At 59.9% G+C, this 24,139-nt stretch carries 20 protein-coding genes; 11 read left to right on the forward strand and 9 right to left on the reverse strand.

Annotation, left to right across the window (positions count from 1 at the left end; all coding sequences use genetic code 11):
• Positions 1–21: 21 nt before the first annotated feature.
• On the reverse strand, positions 22–246 hold the full coding sequence (locus L6D74_RS30030; protein ID WP_309295708.1) for a DUF4113 domain-containing protein: 225 nt from the start codon (positions 244–246) through the stop codon (positions 22–24).
• A gap of 601 nt (positions 247–847) precedes the next feature.
• Here L6D74_RS30030 and hxsD point away from each other — a divergent pair.
• The 4 genes from hxsD to hxsA are packed head-to-tail and all read left to right on the forward strand — an operon-like array spanning position 848 to position 4,471.
• Complete coding sequence (gene hxsD, locus L6D74_RS06540) at positions 848–1,147, forward strand: His-Xaa-Ser system protein HxsD (RefSeq protein ID WP_221397312.1); 300 nt, start codon at positions 848–850, stop codon at positions 1,145–1,147.
• Positions 1,144–2,631: a His-Xaa-Ser system radical SAM maturase HxsB gene (gene hxsB / locus L6D74_RS06545; protein WP_236188325.1), complete on the forward strand. Its 1,488-nt coding sequence runs from the start codon at positions 1,144–1,146 to the stop codon at positions 2,629–2,631. Before hxsD ends, hxsB begins: the two co-directional genes overlap by 4 nt.
• A complete protein-coding gene (gene hxsC, locus L6D74_RS06550; protein ID WP_236188327.1) occupies positions 2,631–3,866 on the forward strand; it encodes a His-Xaa-Ser system radical SAM maturase HxsC in 1,236 nt (411 codons plus the stop codon). The genes hxsB and hxsC overlap by 1 nt, the downstream gene beginning before the upstream one ends.
• On the forward strand, positions 3,863–4,471 hold the full coding sequence (gene hxsA, locus L6D74_RS06555) for a His-Xaa-Ser repeat protein HxsA (RefSeq protein ID WP_221397309.1): 609 nt from the start codon (positions 3,863–3,865) through the stop codon (positions 4,469–4,471). The genes hxsC and hxsA overlap by 4 nt, the downstream gene beginning before the upstream one ends.
• Before the next feature lie 74 nt (positions 4,472–4,545).
• On the opposite strand, the gene L6D74_RS06560 is transcribed toward hxsA, so the two are convergent.
• Positions 4,546–5,796 carry an MFS transporter gene (locus tag L6D74_RS06560; RefSeq protein WP_236188328.1) on the reverse strand — a complete coding sequence of 417 codons (1,251 nt, stop codon included), beginning with the start codon at positions 5,794–5,796 and terminating at the stop codon, positions 4,546–4,548.
• Positions 5,797–5,897: 101 nt separating this feature from the next.
• Here L6D74_RS06560 and L6D74_RS06565 point away from each other — a divergent pair, with 101 nt between their 5' ends.
• Positions 5,898–6,866, forward strand: a complete 969-nt coding sequence (locus L6D74_RS06565; RefSeq protein ID WP_236188329.1) for an AraC family transcriptional regulator — start codon at positions 5,898–5,900, stop codon at positions 6,864–6,866.
• A 37-nt stretch (positions 6,867–6,903) separates the two neighbouring features.
• Here the strand turns inward: L6D74_RS06565 and L6D74_RS06570 are convergent, their stop codons facing one another.
• From L6D74_RS06570 to gcvA, 3 genes are all read right to left on the reverse strand, one after another.
• Positions 6,904–7,665 carry an SDR family oxidoreductase gene (locus tag L6D74_RS06570; protein WP_236188330.1) on the reverse strand — a complete coding sequence of 254 codons (762 nt, stop codon included), beginning with the start codon at positions 7,663–7,665 and terminating at the stop codon, positions 6,904–6,906.
• A gap of 29 nt (positions 7,666–7,694) precedes the next feature.
• Complete coding sequence (locus tag L6D74_RS06575; RefSeq protein ID WP_236188331.1) at positions 7,695–8,522, reverse strand: EamA family transporter; 828 nt, start codon at positions 8,520–8,522, stop codon at positions 7,695–7,697.
• A 75-nt stretch (positions 8,523–8,597) separates the two neighbouring features.
• Positions 8,598–9,503 (reverse strand): transcriptional regulator GcvA, encoded by a 906-nt coding sequence (gene gcvA / locus L6D74_RS06580; protein ID WP_236188332.1) that lies wholly within the window; start codon positions 9,501–9,503, stop codon positions 8,598–8,600.
• A 430-nt stretch (positions 9,504–9,933) separates the two neighbouring features.
• Between gcvA and mexE the strand changes: the two genes are divergently transcribed.
• The 3 genes from mexE to L6D74_RS06595 are packed head-to-tail and all read left to right on the forward strand — an operon-like array spanning position 9,934 to position 15,812.
• Positions 9,934–11,187, forward strand: coding sequence for a multidrug efflux RND transporter periplasmic adaptor subunit MexE (gene mexE / locus L6D74_RS06585; protein ID WP_064596473.1), 1,254 nt, complete (start codon positions 9,934–9,936; stop codon positions 11,185–11,187).
• Between the two features lie 15 nt (positions 11,188–11,202).
• Positions 11,203–14,394 (forward strand): efflux RND transporter permease subunit, encoded by a 3,192-nt coding sequence (locus L6D74_RS06590; protein ID WP_064596472.1) that lies wholly within the window; start codon positions 11,203–11,205, stop codon positions 14,392–14,394.
• A complete protein-coding gene (locus L6D74_RS06595) occupies positions 14,391–15,812 on the forward strand; it encodes an efflux transporter outer membrane subunit (RefSeq protein WP_039768284.1) in 1,422 nt (473 codons plus the stop codon). The genes L6D74_RS06590 and L6D74_RS06595 overlap by 4 nt, the downstream gene beginning before the upstream one ends.
• Before the next feature lie 59 nt (positions 15,813–15,871).
• Here L6D74_RS06595 and L6D74_RS06600 read toward each other — a convergent pair whose 3' ends face one another.
• The 3 genes from L6D74_RS06600 to L6D74_RS06610 are packed head-to-tail and all read right to left on the reverse strand — an operon-like array spanning position 15,872 to position 19,182.
• Positions 15,872–16,852 (reverse strand): HlyD family secretion protein, encoded by a 981-nt coding sequence (locus L6D74_RS06600; RefSeq protein ID WP_085610246.1) that lies wholly within the window; start codon positions 16,850–16,852, stop codon positions 15,872–15,874.
• A 4-nt stretch (positions 16,853–16,856) separates the two neighbouring features.
• Complete coding sequence (locus tag L6D74_RS06605; protein ID WP_039768281.1) at positions 16,857–17,057, reverse strand: DUF1656 domain-containing protein; 201 nt, start codon at positions 17,055–17,057, stop codon at positions 16,857–16,859.
• On the reverse strand, positions 17,047–19,182 hold the full coding sequence (locus L6D74_RS06610; protein ID WP_236188333.1) for an FUSC family protein: 2,136 nt from the start codon (positions 19,180–19,182) through the stop codon (positions 17,047–17,049). Before L6D74_RS06610 ends, L6D74_RS06605 begins: the two co-directional genes overlap by 11 nt.
• A gap of 192 nt (positions 19,183–19,374) precedes the next feature.
• On the opposite strand from L6D74_RS06610, the gene L6D74_RS06615 reads away from it, so the two are divergent.
• The 3 genes from L6D74_RS06615 (at position 19,375) to L6D74_RS06625 (ending at position 23,728) form a co-directional block, all read left to right on the forward strand.
• On the forward strand, positions 19,375–20,430 hold the full coding sequence (locus L6D74_RS06615; protein WP_236188334.1) for a tetratricopeptide repeat protein: 1,056 nt from the start codon (positions 19,375–19,377) through the stop codon (positions 20,428–20,430).
• Positions 20,431–20,558: 128 nt separating this feature from the next.
• Positions 20,559–22,061, forward strand: coding sequence for an ATPase domain-containing protein (locus L6D74_RS06620; RefSeq protein WP_064596462.1), 1,503 nt, complete (start codon positions 20,559–20,561; stop codon positions 22,059–22,061).
• The gene (locus L6D74_RS06625) at positions 22,058–23,728 is read left to right on the forward strand and encodes an ATP-binding protein (protein ID WP_236188340.1); all 1,671 of its coding nucleotides are present in this window, start codon (positions 22,058–22,060) and stop codon (positions 23,726–23,728) included. Before L6D74_RS06620 ends, L6D74_RS06625 begins: the two co-directional genes overlap by 4 nt.
• A gap of 13 nt (positions 23,729–23,741) precedes the next feature.
• On the opposite strand, the gene L6D74_RS06630 is transcribed toward L6D74_RS06625, so the two are convergent.
• Positions 23,742–24,119 (reverse strand): response regulator, encoded by a 378-nt coding sequence (locus tag L6D74_RS06630; protein ID WP_007954537.1) that lies wholly within the window; start codon positions 24,117–24,119, stop codon positions 23,742–23,744.
• Between the last annotated feature and the right edge of the window lie 20 nt (positions 24,120–24,139).

A 24,139-nucleotide genomic window follows, 5' to 3' on the forward strand; every position in this document is an offset into this window, starting at 1 on the left:
AAGTCCGAGACGCCGTCACCTTCAATTGACGCTCCACAGTTGATCCAGGTGCAAGGTGAAATTCCTGCTCATCAACTCACGGCTCATTCCACGACCAGGCTCGGCAGGTACGATTCCAGAGCGCACCGTGCCTCTCCCACAGCGTGCGTTGATGGCATCCATCGTCCGTATCGCGTTACCGTTACGTCCGGGCTGAGTCTGAGCGAATAGGTCTCCTGTGAACTCGCCGGGCTGCTGCCGACGCATTGCAGCATAAAAATACTGCAACGCAACGCCGAAGCAGGATGAGGACTGTCACAAGAACATTAAATACTGACTTCAGGGCGTACACTGAAAGCTAGCCAAAGCCACACTGGTGTTTATCAGGAATCGCCATTCACGATCGCTAGCACAGCCGATGCAAGTGGGGGCACAAATGGGGGCACAACTCTTTTTTTTCGATCTGAAATAACCGTCCTAGAGCCATGTCAAAATGTTTTTTGGGGATCCGGATAGTCTTTAGGCGCCGCCTGATAGGCTGTTCGGCTGATCATTTCTGCCTTTCCACAAACCATGGAGCTCCATTCACTTCCAATGGATTGCTACATTGGGGGCATATCTGAGGACATGCTTTGGATGGGTTGAAAAGGATGCCCCCAGCCTGAAGGCCAAGCAGGCTATAGATGAGGATGGGTTGACTGAGGGAGATATGAACCCTCGACCCTACCCCGTATCATTCCGAGCCGTAGTTAGCGCACCACCCACCACGCTGGACAAATGCGTGCAAATGTAAAAAATTATGGTGGCACAATGCCTCGGAAACCGACAATATCCACACGTTCCCAACGGATTTGAAGGACCGGTTCCGATGACATGGCCAGTCACGCTGAAACTCGACAACGCAGCCTACCCGCTCAGCGTGGTGCAACGCGCCGCTTATTCCCTGGCCGACACTGTCACGATCCAGGTCGGTATTGAAGCCAATCAGATAAGCCTCACGGCCCACCCCGCTGAAGCAAGGCTAACGCTTTCCCCGGAGCAGGCTCACTCGCTGATCCTTCAGCATCTGAACGACTTCGCCCTCCGCGACCATATCAACCGCGAAACAGCAGGGCTGCGCGAAGTCCTGGCCCGAGCCGCGCTCGCTGGATGTGGGGTTTCGCAGTGACACTGATTGCGACAGACGCCAAGCACTACCGCTTGCTGCCTTTTCGTTTCATGCGCATGAACACGGGACATGACCGTGACATCCTACTCACCTCCGATACCGGTGAGTACATGCACGTGAACGACGCGCAATTACGAGCCCTCAGTTACTTCGACGTTCAAGCAAGTACGCCTTTTTACAAGGACCTGCTGGCCCGCCACTTCATCTACGAACCAGGCCGCCACGACCCGTTCCCGGAAATGGCCGCGCAGTATCGCAGCCGCAAGGACTTCATCTTCCAGGGCCCTGCACTGCACTTGTTCGTGGTTACATTGCGCTGCAACCACACCTGCCAGTACTGCCAGGTGTCGCGGGCCCCTCTGGGAGGATCCGGCCACGACCTGTCGGAAGCGGATGCACTGGCGGCGGTCGATCGCCTGTTCGAATCGAACGCTCCCGCCCTGACTGTGGAGTTTCAGGGTGGCGAGCCGCTTCTGGCCTTCGAGCGCGTCCGCCAGATTGTCGAATGGGTCGTTGAACGGAACGTGGTCGAACAACGGGATATCCAGTTCGTCATCACCACCACGCTGCACCACCTGACGGAGGAAATACTCGATTTCGCAGAACAAAATCGCATCCAGTTTTCGACCTCGCTCGATGGGCCGGCGCCCTTGCACAATGCCAACCGCCCTACCCCGTCACGAGACTCCTACGAACGCACTGTAAAAGGCATCCAGTGGGTCCGTGAGCGCCTTGGCCATGATGCAGTTTCCGCGCTGACCACGCTGACTTCAAGAAGCCTCGAACAACCTGAAGCGATCATCGATGAGTATGTAAGCCAGGGCTTCTCCAGCATCTCGCTTCGGCCTCTGAGCCCTTATGGGTTTGCCACCAAGAGTGCCCATCGACTTGATTACCCTATTGAGCGATACCTGGCCTTCTACAAGAAGGCGCTGGCCTATTTGCTGCATATCAACCAACAGGGCGTATACCTCTCAGAGAGTTATACGAGCTTGTTGCTGAAGAATATCCTGACACCCTTCTCCTCCGGCTATGTAGACCTGCGCTCCCCCACTGGCGCAGGCACTGCGGCGCTGGTCTACAACTATGATGGTTACGTCTATCCCTCGGACGAAGCCCGAATGTTGCTGGAGATGGGTGAAGACGGCTTGAGGCTCGGCACCGTGCAGCAACCCTTGTCTGAATTACTCGCATCGCCCGTTATGAATGCGTTGCTCGCCAGTGGTGTAGCAGAGGCGCTGCCGGGCTGCTCCGATTGCGCACTTGTCCCGTACTGTGGTGCTGATCCCGTCGAACACTATGCCCGCCAAGCTGACCCGATCGGACACCGAGTGTTCAGCAGCTTCTGCAAGAAGAACATGGGGCTGCTGAAGCATCTTTTCGGCCTGCTTTGCGATGGCGACGACAACGTGCAGAGAGTGTTGCTGTCTTGGTTGAACAGGCGCTCTTACAACGATGTCCGGTTCCCGGGTTACAGGGGCTGATGGCGATGCTGCGCAAAGATACCCACTTCGAAATCCATCACCTGAATGAGCCGAAACTGCTCAAGGTCATCACTCTGGATGAGTTCATCGAACAAGGCCTGGCTGTTTGTGCCGGAAGCGCTGAGTTCGGTGACCTGCTGCTTTGGCTGCCAAACGAAGAACGGCTACGGAACCCGCATCTGCTCTCATTACCAGTGGGTGGATTCCTGATCCCGGAGCCATTGATTGGCGACTTCGACAGCGCGCGGCCACACCTGCACACCCCTAAAGATGCGGATGTCGTGCAGCCCGGCGATGTCATTGCCATCACACCAGGCAACGCGATGGTGCGAGTGCTCTATCGACGAGGCTCAGACAGCAACCTGCTGTTCATGACCGATCGTTGCAATAGCCTCTGTCTGATGTGCTCGCAGCCGCCCAAAGATATCGATGACCGTTGGCACATCGAGGAGAACCTACGGCTGATCGACCTGATGGACCCGGGCGAGGAAAATCTGGGAATCAGCGGCGGAGAACCAACGCTTTATCGCGACGGCCTGCTCGAAATCCTGGCCAAGTGCAAAGCCGTTTTGCCGCAGAAACCCATTCATGTGCTCAGCAACGGGCGTCTGTTCCAAGACCCGAGCTGGATCGCAGCGCTCTCTGCCATCGGCCACCCTCAGTTGAGCTGGGGCATCCCGCTGTATGCCGACAATGCCGAAGACCATGACCATGTGGTGCAGGCTCCAGGCGCGTTCAGCGAAACCCTGCAAGGTCTTTACAACCTGGCGCGCGCAAACCAGATCATCGAGATACGCGTGGTGCTCAATCGCCTGACCACGCCACGCTTGCCCGAACTCGCCCACTACGTGTTCAGGAACCTGCCCTTCGTGCGGCATGTTGCGCTGATGGGTATCGAAAGTACCGGCCTGGCCAGGAAGAACTACGAAGAACTATGGGTTGACCCGCTGGACTATCAAGAGTCGTTGAGCCAGGCCGTGTATTTCCTGTTCAACCGCGGAGTGCCGGTTTCGATCTACAACTTGCCCCTGTGCCTGATCCCGGCCCACCTCTCGCGTTTCGCCCGCCAAAGCATCTCGGACTGGAAGAACCTGTTCATCGATACCTGCCAGCAATGCGCTGCCGTCAAACATTGCTCTGGCTTCTTCAGATCCCACACCGACCGCTGGCAGAGCCGCGGCGTCCAACTACTATCGACCGAGGCCTTTAGCGCCTATGCAAGGAGTGCACAGTGAAATTGCTCGACCGCTGGAAAGTCCTGATCAGTGGGATCAGCTTGCTGCCAATGGCAGGTACCACCCTGGCACAGGCGGGCCATCTGTCGCTCGCCGATGCGAACTGGCAACCCAAAGACAAGCTACAGCCCCCGGTATTTGCCGATACGCTCAATGCGCCAGACACCGTCAACATCTATGCGGCACATCGCTCGCACAGTTCGCACCGATCCCACAGTTCGCACAGTTCTCACTACAGCGGCTCGAGTGGCTATAGCGCACCTCGCTACTACAGCCCACCCGCTACCAGTACCCGAAGCTACAGCGCGCCGAGTGCTTCGAGCAGCACGTCAAGCAGCAACAGCCTTTATCAGTCGTCTGGCACTACCAGCGGGACAAGTTCGAGCACTTCAAAGAGCCGCGCGACCAATGAGCAGAAAAGCAACCTGGTCACCCGTGTGCAGACCGCGCTGATGGTGCGCCAGTATTACCAAGGCACCATTGATGGGGTGATGGGCAAGGCGACACGTGGTGCGTTGATGGCCTTTCAGATGGACAGTGGGCTGACCGTGAATGGCCGGATGGATACGCCATCGTTGAATGCGTTGGGTATCAAGATTCCATAAATCGCTCCGTGAGACATCGTATTCTGTTGTATCTCCTGATTACGAACGCGTTCGAAACGGTTTGGCAAACCGGATCAAAGGTGCAACGCGGGTTTGGCCTGGCGAACGTCATGGCCAGAAGGGACGCGGACCCGCAGCGCAATCAGCAACGCGGCCAGTAGCATCAGCGCGGCCGCTGCGACGAATACGCTTGCGCTGCCACCGAGGCTGAATACCGCACCGCCAGCGGCCGCGCCTGTTGCGATAGCGGACTGCACAGAGGCCACCACCATGCCTCCGGCGCTTTCCGCCTGATCAGGTACCGCATTGGCGACCCAGTTCGACCACGCCACCGGCACACCACCAAAGGCCAGACCCCAGATCGCCAGCAATACCGCCTGCCCCGGCACCGACGCCGGCAACAGCACCAACGCCAATGCTGCGACGCCGACCAGCGCAGGCATCAACACCAGAGTGGCCAGCGGGTAGCGCTCCAGCAGCCTCCCGGCTAACAACGTGCCGACGAAGTTCGCCACACCGAACCCCAGCAGCATCAGCGACAACCCTTGCGGGCCGATGCCGGTAGTCCCTTCAAGGAATGGCCGAACATAAGTGAACATCGCAAAGTGCCCGCTGTGCACCAGTACACAACCGAACATGCCCATGGCGATGCCCGGGCGCAGCAATACCTCCAGAACGGTGCGCAGTCTTGCCGGCCGGCGCGGCGCGAGGCGCGGCAGAGTGAGAGACTGGAAAGCCAGGGTCACCATGCCTACCGCCGCCGCTGCAAAGAACGCGCTGCGCCAGCCATATAATCCGCCCAGATAACTGCCCAGCGGTACTGCCACGACCGTCCCTATGGCTATGCCGCTGAAAATGATCGACAACGCCCGAGGCAACAGAGCATTCGGCACCAGGCGCATCGCTACCGCTGCCGCCATGCTCCAGAACCCGCCAAGGGCAATACCCAGCAAGATGCGCATCAACAACAGCACCACGAAGCTGGAAGAAACGGCGACCAACAGATTCGAGGCGACCATCAACGTGGAAAAGCCCAACAACACCCAACGTCGGTCGATGCTGCGGGTCAGACCTGGCACCAACAAGCCAGCGAACAGCGCCACCACGGCTGTTACCGTCACCGCCTGGCCAGCCAGCGCTTCGGACACTCCCAGTTCGGTAGCCATCAGCGTCAACAAACTTGCGGGAAGGTACTCAGCGGTGAGTAACCCGAACACACCCATTGCCAATGAGAAGACGGCCATCCACGCGGGCGTCGCAGGCTCTACATCCGCACCGACGCCGCAATGGCGGTCGGATGCGGCGTTACATACACAGTCATTCATCGCACGGATCTCCCAATGTTCATTGCGAGCCGAGTCTAGGCGCTGAAAACTGGATGATCTATGATCCAAAGTCTCTACTTTTTGATCAGAACCCCTGAACGATGTCTGCAGACCAGTTTGCTCTTTCCTCGGACCTCATCAACGAGCTGTTGCGTGGCATGCGCCTGCGAGGCGTTGAATACCGGCGTATCCAGGCGGGTCCAACGTTCGGATTGAGCTTCGCGGAAAAACCTGGGCACGCCTGGTTCCACTTCATGGCCATCGGCAATGCGCAATTGCGAATGGAGGACGGCAACAGGTACGCGCTGTCTGCCGGCAACGCCGTGTTCATCTCTCACGGCGCGGCTCATCAACTGTTTTCCCATCCGGACGCGCCTGTTCAAGACATCGACGGTCTAGACGGCGAAACCTTGGGTGACACCGTCAGCGCGGTGGATACCGGAGCCGATGCCAGCCCAACGCCGAGCACTCTTTTGTTCAGCGGTTGCATGGAGTTTGAGCTGGGAAGTATCCATGGCCTTGGCCGGCTGATGCCGGGCCTGATGCTGATTGATGCCGGTGGCCAGCGTTATCCCGGGCTGGTACCGATCCTGACCACCATGGAGCGCGAGGTCAGCGCCGCCCGCGTGGGCTTTGCCGGCATCCTCGCGCGGTTGGCCGACGTGGTGGCCGCCATGGTTGTTCGCGGCTGGGTGGAGTGCGCCTGCGGCAATGCTTCGGGGCTGATCGCCGCCTTGCGCGATCCACGCCTGGCCGGTGCACTGCTTGCGCTCCATCAACAACCGGGCCGCGACTGGACCGTTGCGCAGTTGGCAGAGCACAGCAATATCTCGCGATCGGTATTCGCGGAGCGCTTCCAGGTCACGATTGGCATGACTCCGCTGCGCTACGTGACCGAACTGCGAATGCGGCTTGCAAGCCAGTGGCTGACGCTCGAGAGGCTGCCGATCGAAGAGGTGGCGCAGCGTTTGGGTTATACGTCCCAGGCTGCTTTCAGTCGTGCATTCAAGCGCATTACGGGCAGGACACCGGGCTTGAGTCGCAAGGTGAGGCGGCCCGCACTTACTTGAAGTCGAGCGCAAGGAGTCGACGATCCGTGCCTCTGACTCATTTACCACCCGTTACGTCGAGGAATGTACCGGTAACAAATGATGCTTCTGCACCAGCCAGCCACAAAATGGCCCGCGCCACTTCCTCCGGCTGCCCGCCTCGCCCCATCGGGATCGAGTCCTTGACCCGATCGACCCGCCCCGGCTCGCCGCCGCTGGCGTGCATGTCGGTATAGATGTGCCCCGGGCGGATACAGTTGACGCGAATGCCCTCACGGGCCACCTCTTTGGCGAACCCGATGGTGAACGTTTCCAGCGCGCCTTTCGATGCTGCGTAGTCGACATATTCATTCGGACTGCCCAGACGTGCCGAGGCCGACGACACATTGATCACCACGCCGCCCGCACCGCCGTGCCGCAGGGACATGCGCTTCACGGCCTGTTGGGCGCACAGTATCGGCCCGAGAGCATTGACCGCAAAGATGCGTTGCATGCGCGCGAAGCCCAGGTCTTCCAGGCGTGACTGTTGCGCCAGCACGCCAGCGTTATTGACCAGGACATCGATGCGCCCGAACGTGTGGTCGATCGCTGTGAAAAGCCCCGCGACCTGCTCAGGGTCGGCACTGTCGGCGCGCATCGCCAACGCCTTGCGCCCCATCGCTTCGATATCCGTCGCCACCGCCAGCGCGGCGGACTCATTGGCAACGTAACTGATCGCAACATCGTAGCCTTGGGCAGCAGCGAGTCGGGCGGTGGCGGCGCCTACTCCACGACTGCCACCGGTAATCAGAATCAACGGAGCCTGCGAGACGTTAACCATGAAACTACTCCTTAGCAGATGATGCCGAGTCAGCCGATGATGATCGCGCCGCTGGCGATCACCACACAGGCCAGCATCCGGCGGGCGGTAAGGGTTTCACCGAGGAACAGGTAGCCAAGCAGCGCCGCGAACAGCACGCTGGTTTCACGCAGGGCTGACACCGCGCCCAGCGGGGCTTCGTTCATCGCGTAGATAACGATTGCGTAGGCAAGCAGAGAAACCAGCCCGCCCATTGCCGCAGCGAACATTCCGGGCCGAATCGAAAACAGGCTGCGGGCATCGCGCAGAACGACGTAGACCACCGGCATCAGCACGCCCCACAAGGCACTCATCCACACCGTGTAGGCCAGCGGCGCACCGGACAGCCGCGCGCCAATGCCGTCGACCACGCTATAAGCCGCGATAAAGCAACCGGTTCCCAATGCGTAAGGCAGGCTGGGCACCGACAGGCTGCGTCCCCGGAAAGCCAGCGAAATGATGCCGCCTGACACCAGCGCAATGCCGAGCATTTCGCCCGGGGTGATGGTTTCGCCGGCAAACAACGCGGCGCCGAGCGTAATCAACGCGGGTGATGAACCGCGCGAAATCGGATAAATCTGTCCCAGATCGCCGACCCGGTAACTGCGCACCAGAAACAGGTTGTAGCCAACGTGCAGCAATGCCGACAGCAGCGCATACCCCCAGCTCTGAGGCGCAGGCGCCACCATGAACATCGCGGCAACTGCACAGACTATGGCGATTGCAACGCACATCACCGTCATCGACCAGAGCCGATCGGCACCGCCGCGCAGCAATGCATTCCAGCCGGCGTGCAGCAGCGCGGCGAACAGGACAAGTAGGACGAGATGAGTAGGCATTGGCCATTTTAGGCAGCCCGAACGGCCGGATTACAGAAAAGGCTCCTCATTGCACCATGAGCGATTCTTCATGCCTCAAACCTGCCCGCCTCGCACTTTGAGCGCCTCACCGAGCAACCACTCGCGAAAACTCTCAATGTGCGGCTGCGTCTCAACGCCCTTGGGGCAAACGAAGTAATAAGCGAGCGGTGACTGAAACGGCACATCGAACAGCCGCACCAGCCGGCCATCGCCGATTTCCTTCTCGACATGCCCGCTGCGCACAAGAGCAATTCCATGGCCGAGCAAAGCCGCCTCGACCGTCATATTGGTATCGCCAAACCTGACGCTTTCCCGCAGCGGCAAAAATGCCAGCCCGACGGACTGGAACCACGCTTCCCATTTCGGTGCCAGTTCAGCGCCGTCACGTGCCAGCAGCGGCAACTGCAACAAATCGGCGGGACTGCTCGGCATTCCGACGCGTTGCAGCAGTTCGGGACTGGCCACCGGGAAAACCTGCTCACCGAACAAAAACTGTGAATACAGACCGGGATAGTTGCCCTTGCCCAAGCGGATCGCGACATCGGCTTCGCTGCTGGCGAAATGGATGACCTTGTCCGTGGTGTCCAGCGACACCAACAGTTCCGGGTGCTGGCGGGCCAGGCTCGGCAAGCGTGGCAACAACCATTTCAACGCAAAGGAATAGGTCGTGCTGACGCTGAGCCGGACCCTGCCCTTTTGCTCACGCAAGTCGGCCAGCGTTGCCTCAAGGCTCATGAAGAACTCACGCACAATCGGCGCCAGGGTAGCGCCCGCAGGCGTAAGGCGTAACGACTTGCCCCGTTCAAACAGCTGCAAGCCCCAAAGCTCTTCCAGATGCCGAAGCTGATGGCTGACCGCGCTCTGGGTTACATGCAGTTCCTGCGCGGCGGCGGTGAAAGTCGGGTGCCGGGTGGATACTTCGAAAGCCCGCAAGGTTGCGGTCGGGGGCAGATCTCTCATAAACAAAGGGTCCGGGATTGGCAAAACATCGGGGTATGAGTATCAGGTCATGTTAGAGCGAAATGTTGTGGGTTGCCTGTTCCGGGTAACCGGACTCTTGATGTTGGCGTATTGATCCAGCAGCCAGGCGAGGTCTTTGTAAAAAAGCGCCATATGCTCCGCAAGGATGTCGAGGCTCGGTAACTTCAGCGCAGCATTTAATCGCCGCATAATCCTCACCCAGCAATTTCGCCTGCGACAGTTGCCGATCGCGCAACACAGAATTGTCATCAGGCCAATTGATAGCCCCCTAACGAAAGGCGCATGCTAGAGGGCTTCTCTCGGGCTTATATCATTCCGAATGATAGTTACCTTCGTGTCATTCGATTCGTTTTGCTATCGACCCGCCGAGCATCATCCGCCCATCTTCAATACATTGGCGGATGCATCCATGGAACAATCACTCAAACATTTGCGCTTCCCGTTGGCTCTGTTGGCCGTGCTGGTGATGAGCGCCTGCGGCAAGACTCCGGAAACCGCCGCCACCATGCCTGCTGCCAAGGTCAGCGTGGCCAAGGTGCTGGAACAACCGGTCAACGAGTGGGACGAATTCACCGGGCGCCTCGAAGCGCCGGAAACCGTTGAAATCCGTCCGCGGGTCTCCGGCCAGATCGACGAAGTCGCCTTCACCGAAGGTGCTCTGGTCAAGAAAGGCGACCTGCTGTTCCAGATCGACCCGCGTCCGTTCCAGGCCGAGGTCCGCCGCCTCGAAGCGCTGGTTGCCCAGGCCCGCGCCAATGCCACTCGCAGTGAAAACGAAGCCGGCCGTGGCGAACGCCTGCGCGCCAGCAACGCCATCTCCGCCGAACTGGCCGACTCGCGTACCAGCGCTGCACAAGAAGCCCGTGCGGCTGTTGGCGCGCTGCAAGCGCAACTGGACCTGGCCAAGCTGAACCTGAGCTTCACCCGCGTCACTGCGCCAATCAGTGGCCGCGTCAGCCGTGCCGAGATTACCGCCGGTAACCTGGTGACCGCCGACACCACCCCGCTGACCAGCGTTGTGTCCACCGACAAGGTCTACGCCTACTTCGACGCCGACGAGCGTGTGTTCCTCAAATACACCCAGCTCGCCCGTCAGGGTCAGCGCGGCGCCACTACCCCGGTGTACATGGGCCTGTCCAATGAAGACGGCAACCCGCACCTGGGCCAAATGAACTTCGTCGACAACCAGGTCAACCCGAAAACCGGCACCATCCGTGGTCGCGCCGTGTTCGACAACAGCGACGGCACTTACACCCCAGGCCTGTATGCACGTCTGAAACTGGTCGGCAGCGGCACCTACAACGCCATGTTGATCAACGATGAAGCGGTCGGTACCGACCTCGGCAAGAAGTTCGTGCTGGTGATGGATGGCGACAACAAGACCGTCTACCGCGCCGTTGAACTCGGCCCGAAGATCGAAGGCCTGCGTATCGTGCGCAGCGGCCTGAACAAGGACGACACGATCATCGTCAAGGGTCTGCAACGGGTTCGCCCTGGCTCCCCGGTTACGCCTGAAGTGATCCCGATGGCCAGCGAGCAAACCATTGCCGCTCTCGCTCAACAACGACAAGCGCTGGAAGCCAGCAACCTGCCCAAAGTCGCACCTGCCAAAGGCGCGCCGGGTTCGGTTGTAAAACTGGCTGCTGCGACCCCACGCGGTTAAGGGACGACAACTCCGATGAATTTTTCCCAATTCTTCATTTCACGGCCGATCTTCGCAGCGGTGCTGTCGCTGTTGATCCTGATCGCCGGTGCGATTTCGCTGTTCCAGTTGCCGATCAGCGAATACCCGGAAGTCGTGCCACCGACCGTGGTGGTGCGTGCCAACTTCCCGGGCGCCAACCCAAAAGTCATCGGTGAAACCGTGGCGGCTCCACTGGAGCAAGCCATCACCGGCGTCGAGAACATGCTGTACATGTCCTCGCAATCCACCGCTGACGGCAAGATCACCCTGACCATCACCTTCGCCCTGGGTACTGACCTGGACAACGCGCAGGTGCAGGTGCAGAACCGCGTGACCCGGACCGAGCCGAAGCTTCCGGAAGAAGTGACGCGCATCGGTATCACCGTCGACAAGGCTTCGCCCGACCTGACCATGGTTGTGCACTTGACCTCGCCGGACAAACGCTACGACATGCTGTACCTGTCCAACTACGCGATCCTCAACATCAAGGATGAGCTCGCTCGCCTCGGTGGTGTCGGTGACGTGCAGCTGTTCGGTATGGGCGACTACTCGCTGCGGGTATGGCTCGATCCGAACAAGACCGCTTCGCGCAATCTGACCGCGACTGATGTGGTGACCGCCATTCGCGAACAGAACCGTCAGGTGGCCGCCGGCCAGTTGGGCGCGCCCCCTGCCCCGACTGCGCAAAGCTTCCAGCTGTCGATCAACACTCAAGGCCGTCTGGTCTCCGAGGAAGAGTTCGAGAACATCGTCATTCGCGCCGGCGACAACGGTGAAATCACTCGCCTGAAGGACATCGCCCGCGTCGAACTGGGCTCCAGTCAGTACGCCCTGCGTTCGTTGCTGAACAACCAGCCAGCCGTAGCGATCCCGATCTTCCAGCGCCCGGGCTCCAACGCCATCGAAATCTCGAACGAAGTTCGCGGCAAGATGGAAGAGCTGAAGAAAAGCTTCCCGCAAGGCATGGACTACAGCATCGTCTATGACCCGACGATCTTTGTGCGCGGCTCCATCGAGGCGGTGGTTCACACCCTCTTCGAAGCACTGATTCTCGTGGTTCTGGTGGTGATCCTGTTCCTGCAGACCTGGCGCGCCTCGATCATTCCGCTGGTGGCGGTGCCGGTATCGTTGATCGGTACGTTTGCGGTGATGCACCTGTTCGGCTTCTCGCTCAACGCGCTGTCGCTGTTCGGCCTGGTACTGGCGATCGGTATCGTGGTGGACGACGCCATCGTGGTGGTGGAGAACGTCGAGCGGAACATTGAACTGGGGCTCAACCCCTTCGATGCGACCAAAAAGGCCATGGGTGAAGTGACCGGCCCGATCATTGCGACAGCGCTCGTGCTGTGTGCGGTGTTCGTACCCGCCGCGTTCATCTCGGGCCTGACCGGTCAGTTCTACAAGCAGTTTGCTTTGACTATCGCGATCTCTACGGTGATCTCGGCGTTCAACTCGCTGACCCTGTCGCCAGCACTGGCCGCCGTCTTGCTCAAGGGCCACGACGCGCCGAAAGATCGGTTCTCGCGAGTGCTGGACAAGATCTTCGGTGGCTGGCTGTTCCGTCCGTTCAACCGTTTCTTCGACCGCGCCAGTCACGGTTACGTCGGTACCGTGCGCCGGGTCATCCGTGGCAGCGGCATCGCCCTCTTCCTGTACGCAGGCTTGATGGTGCTGACCTTCTTCGGTTTCTCCAGCACCCCGACCGGCTTCGTACCCGGCCAGGACAAGCAATATCTGGTGGCCTTCGCGCAACTGCCGGACGCCGCGAGCCTGGATCGCACCGAAGACGTCATCAAGCGCATGTCCGACCTGGCACTGAAACAGCCAGGCGTGGAAAGCGCCGTAGCGTTCCCGGGTCTGTCGATCAACGGCTTCACCAACAGCCCGAACGCCGGCATCGTGTTCGTGACCCTGAAACCGTTCGACGAGCGTAAAGACCCGAGCATGTCCGCCGGTGCGATTGCCGGTGCCTTGAACGGCCAGTACGCGGGAATTCAGGAAGCCTACATGGCGATCTTCCCGCCGCCGCCGGTACAGGGGCTGGGCACCATCGGTGGTTTCCGCCTGCAAATCGAAGACCGGGGCAACCTGGGCTACGAAGAGCTGTACAAGGAAACCATGAACATTATTGCCAAGAGCCATAACGTTCCGGAACTGGCCAACCTGTTCACCAGCTACACCGTGAACGTGCCGCAGGTCGATGCCGCCATCGACCGGGAAAAAGCCAAGACCCACGGCGTGGCCGTCAGCGACATCTTCGACACCCTGCAGATCTACCTGGGTTCGCTGTATGCCAACGACTTCAACCGCTTCGGTCGTACCTATCAGGTCAACGTTCAGGCCGAGCAGCAGTTCCGCCTCGAGTCCGATCAGATCGGCCAACTGAAAGTACGCAACAACAAGGGCGAGATGATCCCGCTGGCGACCTTCATCAAGGTCAGCGACACCTCGGGCCCGGATCGTGTGATGCACTACAACGGCTTCATCACCGCTGAAATCAACGGTGCAGCAGCCCCGGGCTACAGCTCCGGCCAGGCCGAAAAAGCCATCGAGAAACTGCTCAAGGATGAACTTCCGAACGGCATGACCTACGAGTGGACCGACCTGACCTACCAGCAGATTCTGTCCGGTAACACAGCGCTGTTCGTGTTCCCGCTCTGCGTATTGCTGGCGTTCCTGGTGCTCGCGGCTCAATACGAAAGCTGGAGCCTGCCACTGGCGGTGATCCTGATCGTACCGATGACCCTGCTGTCGGCCATCACCGGTGTGATCATCTCTGGCGGCGACAACAACATCTTCACCCAGATCGGCCTGATCGTACTGGTGGGCCTGGCGTGCAAGAACGCGATTCTGATCGTCGAGTTCGCCAAGGATAAGCAGGAAGAAGGCCTCGATCCGCTGGCCGCCGTACTGGAAGCCTGCCGTCTGCGTCTGCGGCCGATCCTGATGACCTCGTTCGCGTTCATCATGGGTGTGGTGCCACTGGTTTTCTCCAGCGGTGCCGGTGCCGAGATGCGTCATGCCATGGGTGTGGCGGTGTTCTCCGGGATGCTCGGTGTGACCTTCTTCGGTCTGCTGCTGACCCCCGTGTTCTATGTGCTGATCCGCAACTTCGTGGAGCGCAGCGAAGCTCGCAAAGCGGCCAAGGCGCAAAATCTTCAAAAGCCACTGGAGGCGCACCAATGAGTCTGAAAGTCTTCCTGCCGAGCCTGCTGGTGCTGGCCCTGAGTGCCTGCGCCGTCGGCCCTGACTACAAGACCCCGACGACGGAGGCGGCGAACATTACGTCCGCCACCGACGGCGCCGCCGGCCAGAAGAACTTCGACCGTTCGAAATTCGAAGGCATCTGGTGGCAGCAGTTCGACGATCCGACCCTTAACCAGTTGGTGACTCAATCGCTGCAAGGCAACCGTGAACTGCGCGTGGCATTCGCCCGCTGGAAAGCCGCCCGGGCGATCCGCGACGACGCCAGCAACGATGCGATGCCGACCATCACCAGCCGCGCCAGCAGCGATCTGGCCAAAGGTCAGATTCCGGGCCAGACCACCAATCGGGTCAATAGTGAACGCTATGACCTGGGCCTGGACATGGCTTGGGAACTGGACCTGTTCGGACGTATCCAGCGCAATCTGGAAGCCAGCGACGCCGATCAGCAAGCGGCCGAAGCCGATCTGTATCAACTGCAAGTCACCATGATTGCCGAACTGGTGGACGCTTACGGTCAACTGCGCGGTGCTCAACTGCGGGAAAAGATCGCGCTGGCCAACCTGAACAACCAGCAGGAATCGCGCAAGATCACCATCAGCCTGCGTGACGCCGGCGTTGGCGATCAGCTCGATGTCGAACGTGCCGATGCACGTCTGGCATCGGTCGAAGCCAGCGTGCCGCAGCTGCAGGCAGAACAGGCCCGGCAGAAAAACCGCATCGCCACCCTGCTGGGTGAACGTCCGGACAAGCTGACCGTCGACCTGAGTCCGAAAGACCTGCCGGCGATTGCCAAGGCCTTGCCGATCGGTGATCCGGGCGAACTGCTGCAGCGTCGTCCGGACATCCTCAGCGCCGAGCGCAGACTGGCTTCGGCCACGGCGCGTATCGGTGTAGCCAAGGCCGACCTGTTCCCACGGGTCAGTCTCAGCGGTTTCCTCGGCTGGACGGCCGGGCGTGGTTCGCAGATCGGTTCCTCGGCGGCCAACGCCTGGGCACTGGGCCCGAGCATCACCTGGGCAGCGTTCGACCTTGGCAGCGTGCGAGCCCGTTTGCGCGGCGCCGATGCCGATGCCGAAGGCGCACTGGCGACTTACGAGCAGCAAGTATTGCTGGCGCTGGAAGAGTCGGAAAACGCCTTCAGTGATTACGGCAAGCGTCAGCAGCGTCTGATCTCACTGATCCGTCAGAGCGAATCGAGCCGCAAGGCTGCCGATCTGGCTGAAATCCGCTACCGCGAAGGCACCACCGATTTCCTGGTGCTGCTCGACGCCCAGCGTGAACGCTTGAACGCCGAGGATAGCCAGGCTCAGGCCGAAGTGGATCTGTATCGCGGCATCGTCGCGATCTACAAGGCCCTCGGTGGCGGTTGGCAGCCAGAAACGGTGGCCAGCAAGTAATCGTTTTTTAAAGAGCTCCTTTGGTTGGCCGCAACCAACCAAATTTTTTGCCCCGCGTATCATTCGGTCGCGGGGCTTTTTTGTCTCTGTCTTTCATGGTTTTCCAGCACCGTGACTGTCGCGGTGGTACCGGCTCTGAGTCGGTCCTTGCCCGCGTAATCGGGATCGATGCCAATCCGCACCGGCACCCGTTGCGCCAGTTTCACCCAGGTGTAGCTGGGGTTGATGTTGGCCAGCAATCGGCTGCCCGGCGCGTTTTCCCGATCAGCAATGGCGAAGGCGATGCTTTGCACGGTGCCGCCGAATTTTTCCCCGCTCATCAATTCGATCCGCACCCGGTCGCCCTCCTCGATCCGTGGCAGTTTGGTTTCCTCGAAATAGCCGCTGACGTAAAAGGAGTCGCTATCCACCAGCGCCAGCAAGGCACTGCCGGCTACCGCGTAATCCCCCTGCCGGGTCAGCAGATTGGTGACATAACCGCTGACCGGTGCTTCGACGCGGGTGCGTTGCAGATCCAGTTCAGCCTGGGTCAATGCAGCAATCGCCAGTTGCACGTTGGCTTCGGCGAGACCGAGATTGGCCTGATTGCGCAACAGGTCGGCCTGGGCCACCGCCACATCGGTGCTGGACTTCTCCCACTCTTCCCCGGAAATCGCGAACCCTTGCTTGAGCGTACGTCGCCGGCGCTCTTCACTCTGGCGTTGTTTGAGCAATGCCTCGCTGGCGACAATGGCCGCTTGCGACTGCCCGAGCGTGGCCTTGGAGACCTCCACCGAGCGTTTCGCATGCTCGACGGCCAGACTGTAGCGAGCCGGATCGATTTCCAGCAGCAACTGGCCCTTGACGACATACTGGTTGTCCTGCACCGCCAGCGTGACGATGCGGCCCGAGACATCCGCCGAGAGTGTCACCACATCCGCCCTCACCCGCGCATCCCGAGTCCACGGGGCCCGGGTGTAATGTTCCCAGGCAAACCAGCCGAGCACGATGGCCAGCAGCACCACCGCCAATGTCGTCAATCGAGTGAGCAACGTCTTCAAGGTTTCAGGCTCCCATCAGCAGAATCAGTGCGGCGCACACACAGGCATAAAGGGCGCCTTCGAACAGCGCCTCATGCCAGACAAAACGCAGGACGCCGAGCCGGCGCAAACCCCAGTCGAGCAGCAGAAAAACCGGTATGGCCAGCAACAAGGCCTGAGCGATTGGCGGCAGGTAAACGCCGCCGATCTCGAAATCAATGGGCAAGGATGGGCTCTCCTTCAGATCGGTCGGGCTGCAAATGCTCGCCATGTCGTTCCAGAAACGACACCACGATCAACAGGGCCACGCGCATGCGAAATACCGACCACAAGTGCTCATGGGTGGCGACATGCAAGGCATCCAGCTCATCGCCGAGCGCATGCAGCGTAGCCAGTAAAGGTGTCAGGCGTACATCCGGTCGGCCGGCGACGAAACGGCCGGTCTGACGCAATGCCGTCGACAGCTGCCTATGCAAATCGTCCGTAAGCAGAGCATTGTTTTGCGCCTGTTGCCTGAGCTGGTGCATGGCCACGCCCAGCGCTACACAGGCGAGGCTGATTTCATACAGGCGCTGCATGTCCCGTTCGTTGGCGGCCGGCAACACGCCCAGCATCGAGGTCAGGCGATCAACCATGCGGCTTTCGAAGGCGAATTGCTGTTCATCGGTGGCCGGGCTCTTGGTCAGTTGGTAGACCTGCTCCCGCGCTTCGTTGTAAAAGCGCCGGATGCGCAGAGCCGGGCGGAACGGGAAAATCCAGGCATAAACAATCAGAGCCAGCATCGCCGCACTCACGTAGGCTCCGGCAAATTCGAACCATTGAATGGCGGTGTTCTGCCCGGTGCCGACGTTCTGCGGCCCGAGCATCAGGAAACTCGACAGCCCCAGGCCCATGCCGATACCGGTGGTGGCCGGGTTGGCCAGTCCGACCGCGATCACATACAGCAGAGGCGCGAGCAGCAAGGCCAGCATTTCGAAATCACTGATAGCCGGGACCAGCATGAATTGATAGAACGCCGAGACGACCAAGGCCAGTCCCAATCCTCGGGCGTAACTCTGTGCAGCGATCAAGGGACGCGGAAATGTCGCCATCAACGAACACAGAATCCCCACCAGAATCATCCCGCCCCGCGCGCCGTCCCAAGCGGTCTCGATCCAGATCAGCCCAGCCACCAGCAACGCGCTGAAGGCGCGAATGGCATTCATCGTCGCGAGGGTGAAATCCAGGTGCAAGGGGCTGGACTGGCCACGAAACATGCAACTGGCTTCGCGTCCTTCCTGTATCGCGTCGCTCAGTTCGAGAATCTGCTCCAGCTGCTGCAAAAGCCGCGCCTGCTCCCAGCGCAGTGCCCACGCCAGCGAACGCAGGGTTGCACTCATGTCTTCGGTCAGTTGTTCGGCCCTGTAGGCGAGCCCTTCGAACTGCTGTTGCAGCGCGACGAACTGGTGCCGCGCCTCTGCCGGCAATGAGCGCCCTTGCAGTGCGAGCTGGTCGAGCAGTGCCAGTTCTTCTGCACGCAATTGCTGGATCTCCAGCGGCAGATCGCCCTCCCATCGCTCGGTGAGCAGCTCCCGCTGGTGACGCAGCGCGGTCAGGCGCGAGGTCAGCAGCATCAGTTGATTACCCAGCAACAGCACCAGATTGTTGGCACTGCGCAAGCGCGGGGCGTCGAAATACAAATGCCGACGCAGGCCTTCAAGGGCGCTGATTTCCCCCAACAACTGCATTTGCCGGCGCTGAAAGTCCGCTTCGCTTTCTTCGGTGCGAAGTACAGCGGCGGCATGGCTGGCAACCAGCCTGATCACCTGATCGACCTTTGCAAAATAGTTGCGCGACACCGCCTCGGGCCGCGCCGTCAACAGACTGACAACGCACACGCACGCTACCGCCAACAAGGTTTCGGTGACCCGGGTCACCGCCAGCAAAAAGGTGCCGTCCTGATCCGGAATCGCCAGCAGCGCCACTACCACAGCGGTATATCCGCTAAGCACGAACGCCTGAGAACTGGTGTAGCGCAGTAGCGTACCGCCCGCCGTGCACAGCGCCAGCCATAAGGCCAGGGTCGTGATGAACGGCAACGGCGCCTGGGGAAAAATTGCCATCAGCACCACCGCCACCACCGCGCCAAGGGTCGTCCCGATGATTTGCCCGAAGCTGCGTGCCAGCGCCATCCCGGCCAGTGGCTGGCTGATGATAACGACGGCCATGATCGACCACTTCGGTTGATCCAGATCGAACAGAAACGCCAGGTACAAGGTCAGCAATCCGGCGACGATGGTGCGCAAACCAAACAGCAGCACTGCCTGACCGGGGTGGATCAGCGCCTTGAAATAAATGAGCAGGGACTGCATGGATAGCCTCGTCGAAACAACTTCTGCAAGCGTAGTCACTGTATTAAGGATTTGATGGTTTACGGGAGCCACAAAGCTCGTAGGGCGTTTCAGCACTTGTAGTAGGTCATATCAGGCACAGTGTTTGACTCACGGCGCGAGCTGACAGAAGCTTGCGACCTCCGCTGCAAAACGAAAGTTTCGGAAATTCGCATGCCTCAGTCTCGCCGCTATTTGCTCATCAGCCTCGGCCTTGCGCTGGTCCTGATTGTCGCCTGGCTGTCTTTGCGCAGCACTGCGCCCGTTGTGCCGGAAGCGATCAAACACGGTTACAGCGAAGCGCTGGCCGCCGCGCGTGCCGGTCAACCGGGGGCTGCGCGGGTTTTATACCAACAGCTGGGGCGCCCGGATCTGTCGGTCAAACGGCGTGTCTGGCTGCACGCCGAGCTGCCCAACTACCCGAGCCCGCAGGCCTTGAAACTGGCGGACGCCGATCTGCAAAACGAATCGCCGGACGTTCGACTGGCCGCAATCAAAAGCGTGACGGGCCTGGTGCCTGGCGGTCAGCGCAGTTTGCTGTTGGGCCCATTGCTCGATGATGAGGATCAAACCGTACGCTTTGCTGCAATCAACGCCCTGCTCGGTTTGTCTCCGGATCAACTGGGCCTGTATTTTGCGCCGTTGCAGCAAGGCATCGACATGTGGGAACAGGCGCTCAAGAGTCAGCCGGAAAGCGCCGCCAACTATGCACAACTGGCGCGCCTGTATCTGCACAATGCGGAGCTCAAACAGGCGCAGCAAGCGTTGGAGCAGACCCTGCGCCTGGATCCCGGCAATCTGCCGGCGTTGGTGATGCAGATCGAAGTACTCGATCGCCAGGGCCAGAGCGACGCCGCGCGTCAGTTGCTCGCCCGACAATTGAAGGCCCAACCCGATTCGGCTTATCTGCAACATGCCCTGGGCCTCTGGCTGCTGCATCACGATCAACGCGAGTACGCCCTGCTCGGTTTGTCCAAAGCCGTGGAGCTCGAGCCCGACAACAAGGACTACCGCTACGACCTCGCCACCACTCTGCATGGCGCCGAAGAACTGGAAGCGGCGCAAAAGCAGTTGCAGGAAATCGTCCAGCGTCACCCCGCCGACCGCAAGGCGCGGGTGTTGCTGATCAACTACTGGAAAGAAAGCGGTCAGTTGCAGAATGTGCAGATCCTGTTGGCTCAGCTTGAGCAGATGAACCCTGACGATCCCTCGTTGCAGCAAGGCCTCTAGCCGCCTTCCAGACACATCCGGCAAGAAACTCGGAACCGCAGTCTCCGCAAAGGGTCAAGTAATCAAGCAGTACCAATCGGCGTCCGGCGCCCGCTGCCTCGTTTCCCCTAGTCATGAGAGGGCATTTTTTGTCTACATCGAACGCGTTGATCAGTGCAAAAGCCGCCACCGGCATCGAAGGGCTGGACGATATCCTCGCCGGTGGCCTGTCCCGCAGTCACGTTTTCTTGCTGGAGGGTGAGCCTGGAACCGGTAAAACCACGGTCGCGTTGCATTTTTTACTGGCCGGCGCCCGTGCCGGTGAGCGCTCTTTGTACATTACGCTCTCCGAAACCGAGCATGAGCTGCGTCAGGGCGCGGCCTCCCACGGATGGGAGCTGGGCGAAAATATCGAAATTTTCGAGCTGACTCCCCCGGAAAACCTGCTCAACGCCGAGCATCAGCAGAGTCTCCTGTATTCATCGGATCTGGAGCTGGGCGAGGCGACCAAACAGATTTTCGAGGTGGTCGAACGCTTCAAGCCGACCAGGGTGGTACTCGACAGCCTTTCAGAGATTCGCCTGCTCGCGCAAAGCTCCCTGCGCTACCGTCGACAGATTCTGGCAATCAAGCATTACTTCGTGCGCTATGACGCCACGGTGCTGCTACTGGATGACCTGACCACCGAATCCCTCGACAAGACCGTGCACAGCGTTGCCCACGGCGTGATCCGGCTCGAGGAATTAACGCCCAACTACGGCGCCGAACGCCGACGCGTCAGGGTGGTCAAGTATCGCGGCCAGAAATATCGTGGTGGCTACCATGACTTCACCATCATGGGCGATGGCGTGCATGTTTTCCCGCGTCTGGTGGCGGCCGAGCACCGGGGCGATTACCCGCGTCTGCAGCTGTCCAGCGGCATAAAAGAGATGGACGCGCTCTTGGGCGGCGGCATCGAAACCGGCTCCAGCACATTGATTCTGGGCCCGGCAGGCACCGGCAAGTCGTTGATCTCGATGATCTTCGCGGCCGCAGCGGTGTCACGCGGGGAAAAAGCCGCGCTGTTCATCTTTGATGAAGAGCTGGAGCAGCTGTTCGAGCGCATGAAAAACATCGGCATCGACCTCAAGGCTCTGCGAGCCACCGGTAATCTGCTGATCGAACAGGTCGACGCCGCCGAACTGTCCCCCGGCGAGTTCTCCCACCGTGTGCGGCGCTGCGTCGATGAAAGAGACATCAAGACCGTGGTGATCGACAGCATCAACGGTTATCAGGCCGCGATGCCGGAAGAAAACGCCTTGGTGCTGCACATGCACGAACTGTTGCTGTACTTGAACCGCAAGGGCGCCGCGACCTTCATGACCGTCGCCCAACACGGTCTGGTTGGCGACATGCAGGCGCCGGTGGACATCACCTATTTGGCCGACACCGTAATTCTGCTGCGCTACTTCGAAGCGATCGGCAAGGTGCGCCGAGCCATCTCGATCATCAAGAAACGTACCGGCAGCCATGAATCGACCATTCGCGAATACCGCATTTCCACGAAAGGCATGACCATCGGCGAACCACTGGAAGCCTTTCAGGGGGTGCTGCGCGGTGTACCGACCTACCTCGGCGCGAGCAATCCGCTGCTTAAGGACGATTTCTTGTGACAGTCACCGTACCACTGTCGGAACGGGCGTTGATCCTCGCCCCCCTCGGGCGCGACAGTCAGGTTGCGCTGATGATCCTCAACGAAGCGGGCTACGGTGGCCTGATCACTCCCGACCTCAGAACGCTTTGCACCGAACTCGAACCCGGTGCCGGGTTGCTGTTGATTGCGTCCGAAGCCTTGCTGGGCCCGGATCTGGAAACCCTGCTGGCGTATCTGGATCAACAGCCCGCCTGGTCGGATCTGCCGATTGTGTTGTTGACCCACCACGGAGGATCCCAACAGGGACCCTCGTCGCAGTTGAGCAAATTGCTGGGCAACGTGACGTTTCTTGAACGTCCTTTCCATCCGGTGACCCTGGTCAGCCTGATCTCCACCGCCCTTCGCGGTCGACGACGACAGTACGAAGCCCGCGACCGCCTGATCGATCTGAGCGAAAGCGAACGACGCCTGCAATCGACCCTGGAAACCCTTGAGCAACAAGTCGAAGAACGCACCGCCCAGCTGCGGCACAACGAGGAAGCGCTGCGCCAGTCGCAGAAAATGGAAGCGGTCGGGCAATTGACCGGCGGTATCGCCCATGACTTCAATAACATGCTGACCGGCATCATCGGCAGCCTCGAGTTGATCCGCCGTCGACTGGCGCGTGGCCGGACGGAGGATCTCGACAGCCTGATCGATCTCGGCGTGACCTCGGCCAACCGTGCCGCCGGCCTGACTCATCGCCTGCTGGCTTTCTCCCGACGCCAGTCGCTGGACTCCAAAGCCGTAAAAATGAACGATCTGGTGCAATCGATGGGCGAGTTGCTGCAACGCAGCCTCAACGAAAGCATTCATCTGGAAATGCGCCTGCACCAGGAGCTATGGGTAGCCGAGGCTGACCCCAATCAACTGGAAAGCGCCCTGCTCAATCTGGTAATCAACGCCCGCGACGCGATGCCCAACGGCGGCCATCTGGTGGTCGAGACCGGTAATCAGGTGCTGGGGCGCGACTTTACTGCCGCTTACACTAATCTGGAGCCCGGCGATTACGTCGTATTGAGCGTGAGCGATAACGGCTGCGGCATGCCGGAAAACGTCATCAACCGGGCGTTCGATCCGTTTTTCACCACCAAGCCGATCGGCCAGGGCACGGGGCTCGGCTTATCGATGATCTATGGCTTCAGCAAACAATCCGGTGGTCATGTCTCGATCGAGAGCGAGATTGATAAGGGCACCACGGTCAAACTTTATCTGCCACGGTTCAAAGGCGAGACATTGCCGCATGAGCCGCTGGACATTGAACAGGCCCCCGACGCCGTGGAAGGCGAAACCGTATTGATCGTTGAAGACGACCCGGCGGTGCGGGTGCTGGTCAGTGCGGTCTTGAGTGAGCTGGGTTACCGGTTTTTCGAAGCCAGCGATGCTGACGGCGCAGTTCCCATTCTTGACTCGCCGCAGCGCATCGATCTGCTGATCAGCGACGTTGGCCTGCCAGGCATGAACGGCCGGCAACTGGCGGAAATCGGCCGGCAATACCGGCCCGACCTGAAGGTTCTATTCATTACCGGTTACGCCGAACACGCCGCTGTACGCGGCGGGTTCCTCGACTCCGGAATGCAGATGATCACCAAGCCGTTCACCTTCGATCTGTTGACGGCGAAGGTGCGGGAAATGATCAAGAGCTGAGGCGGTTCACGCCTCAGGCCAGCAGTTCCTGGATCTTCTCCTGCAACACATCCAGATCGAACGGTTTTTCCAGGATCGGCGCCCGGCGGGTGATGGGGCTGCCGGTCTCGCGGATTTCCTGCGGATAGCCGCTGATGAAAATCACCTTCAGATCAGGGCGCAATTTGACGGCGGGCTCGGCGATCTGCACGCCGGAGATTCCGCCAGGCAAGCGGAAATCAGTAATCAACATGTCCAGATGCGGCTTGCTCGCCAGAATCTCGAACGCCTGCTCGCCGTTCTCGGCCTGCAATACGCGATAGCCCTGCCCTGACAGATAGTCTGTCAGTACCATCAGGATCACCGGTTCGTCCTCGACGACGAGTACTACATCTTGTGCATCTACGCTCATGGGAAGCCTTTGTTCGGTCA

It is taken from the genome of Pseudomonas pharyngis, from assembly GCF_021602345.1.
GTDB classification, from domain to species: Bacteria; Pseudomonadota; Gammaproteobacteria; order Pseudomonadales; family Pseudomonadaceae; genus Aquipseudomonas; species Aquipseudomonas pharyngis.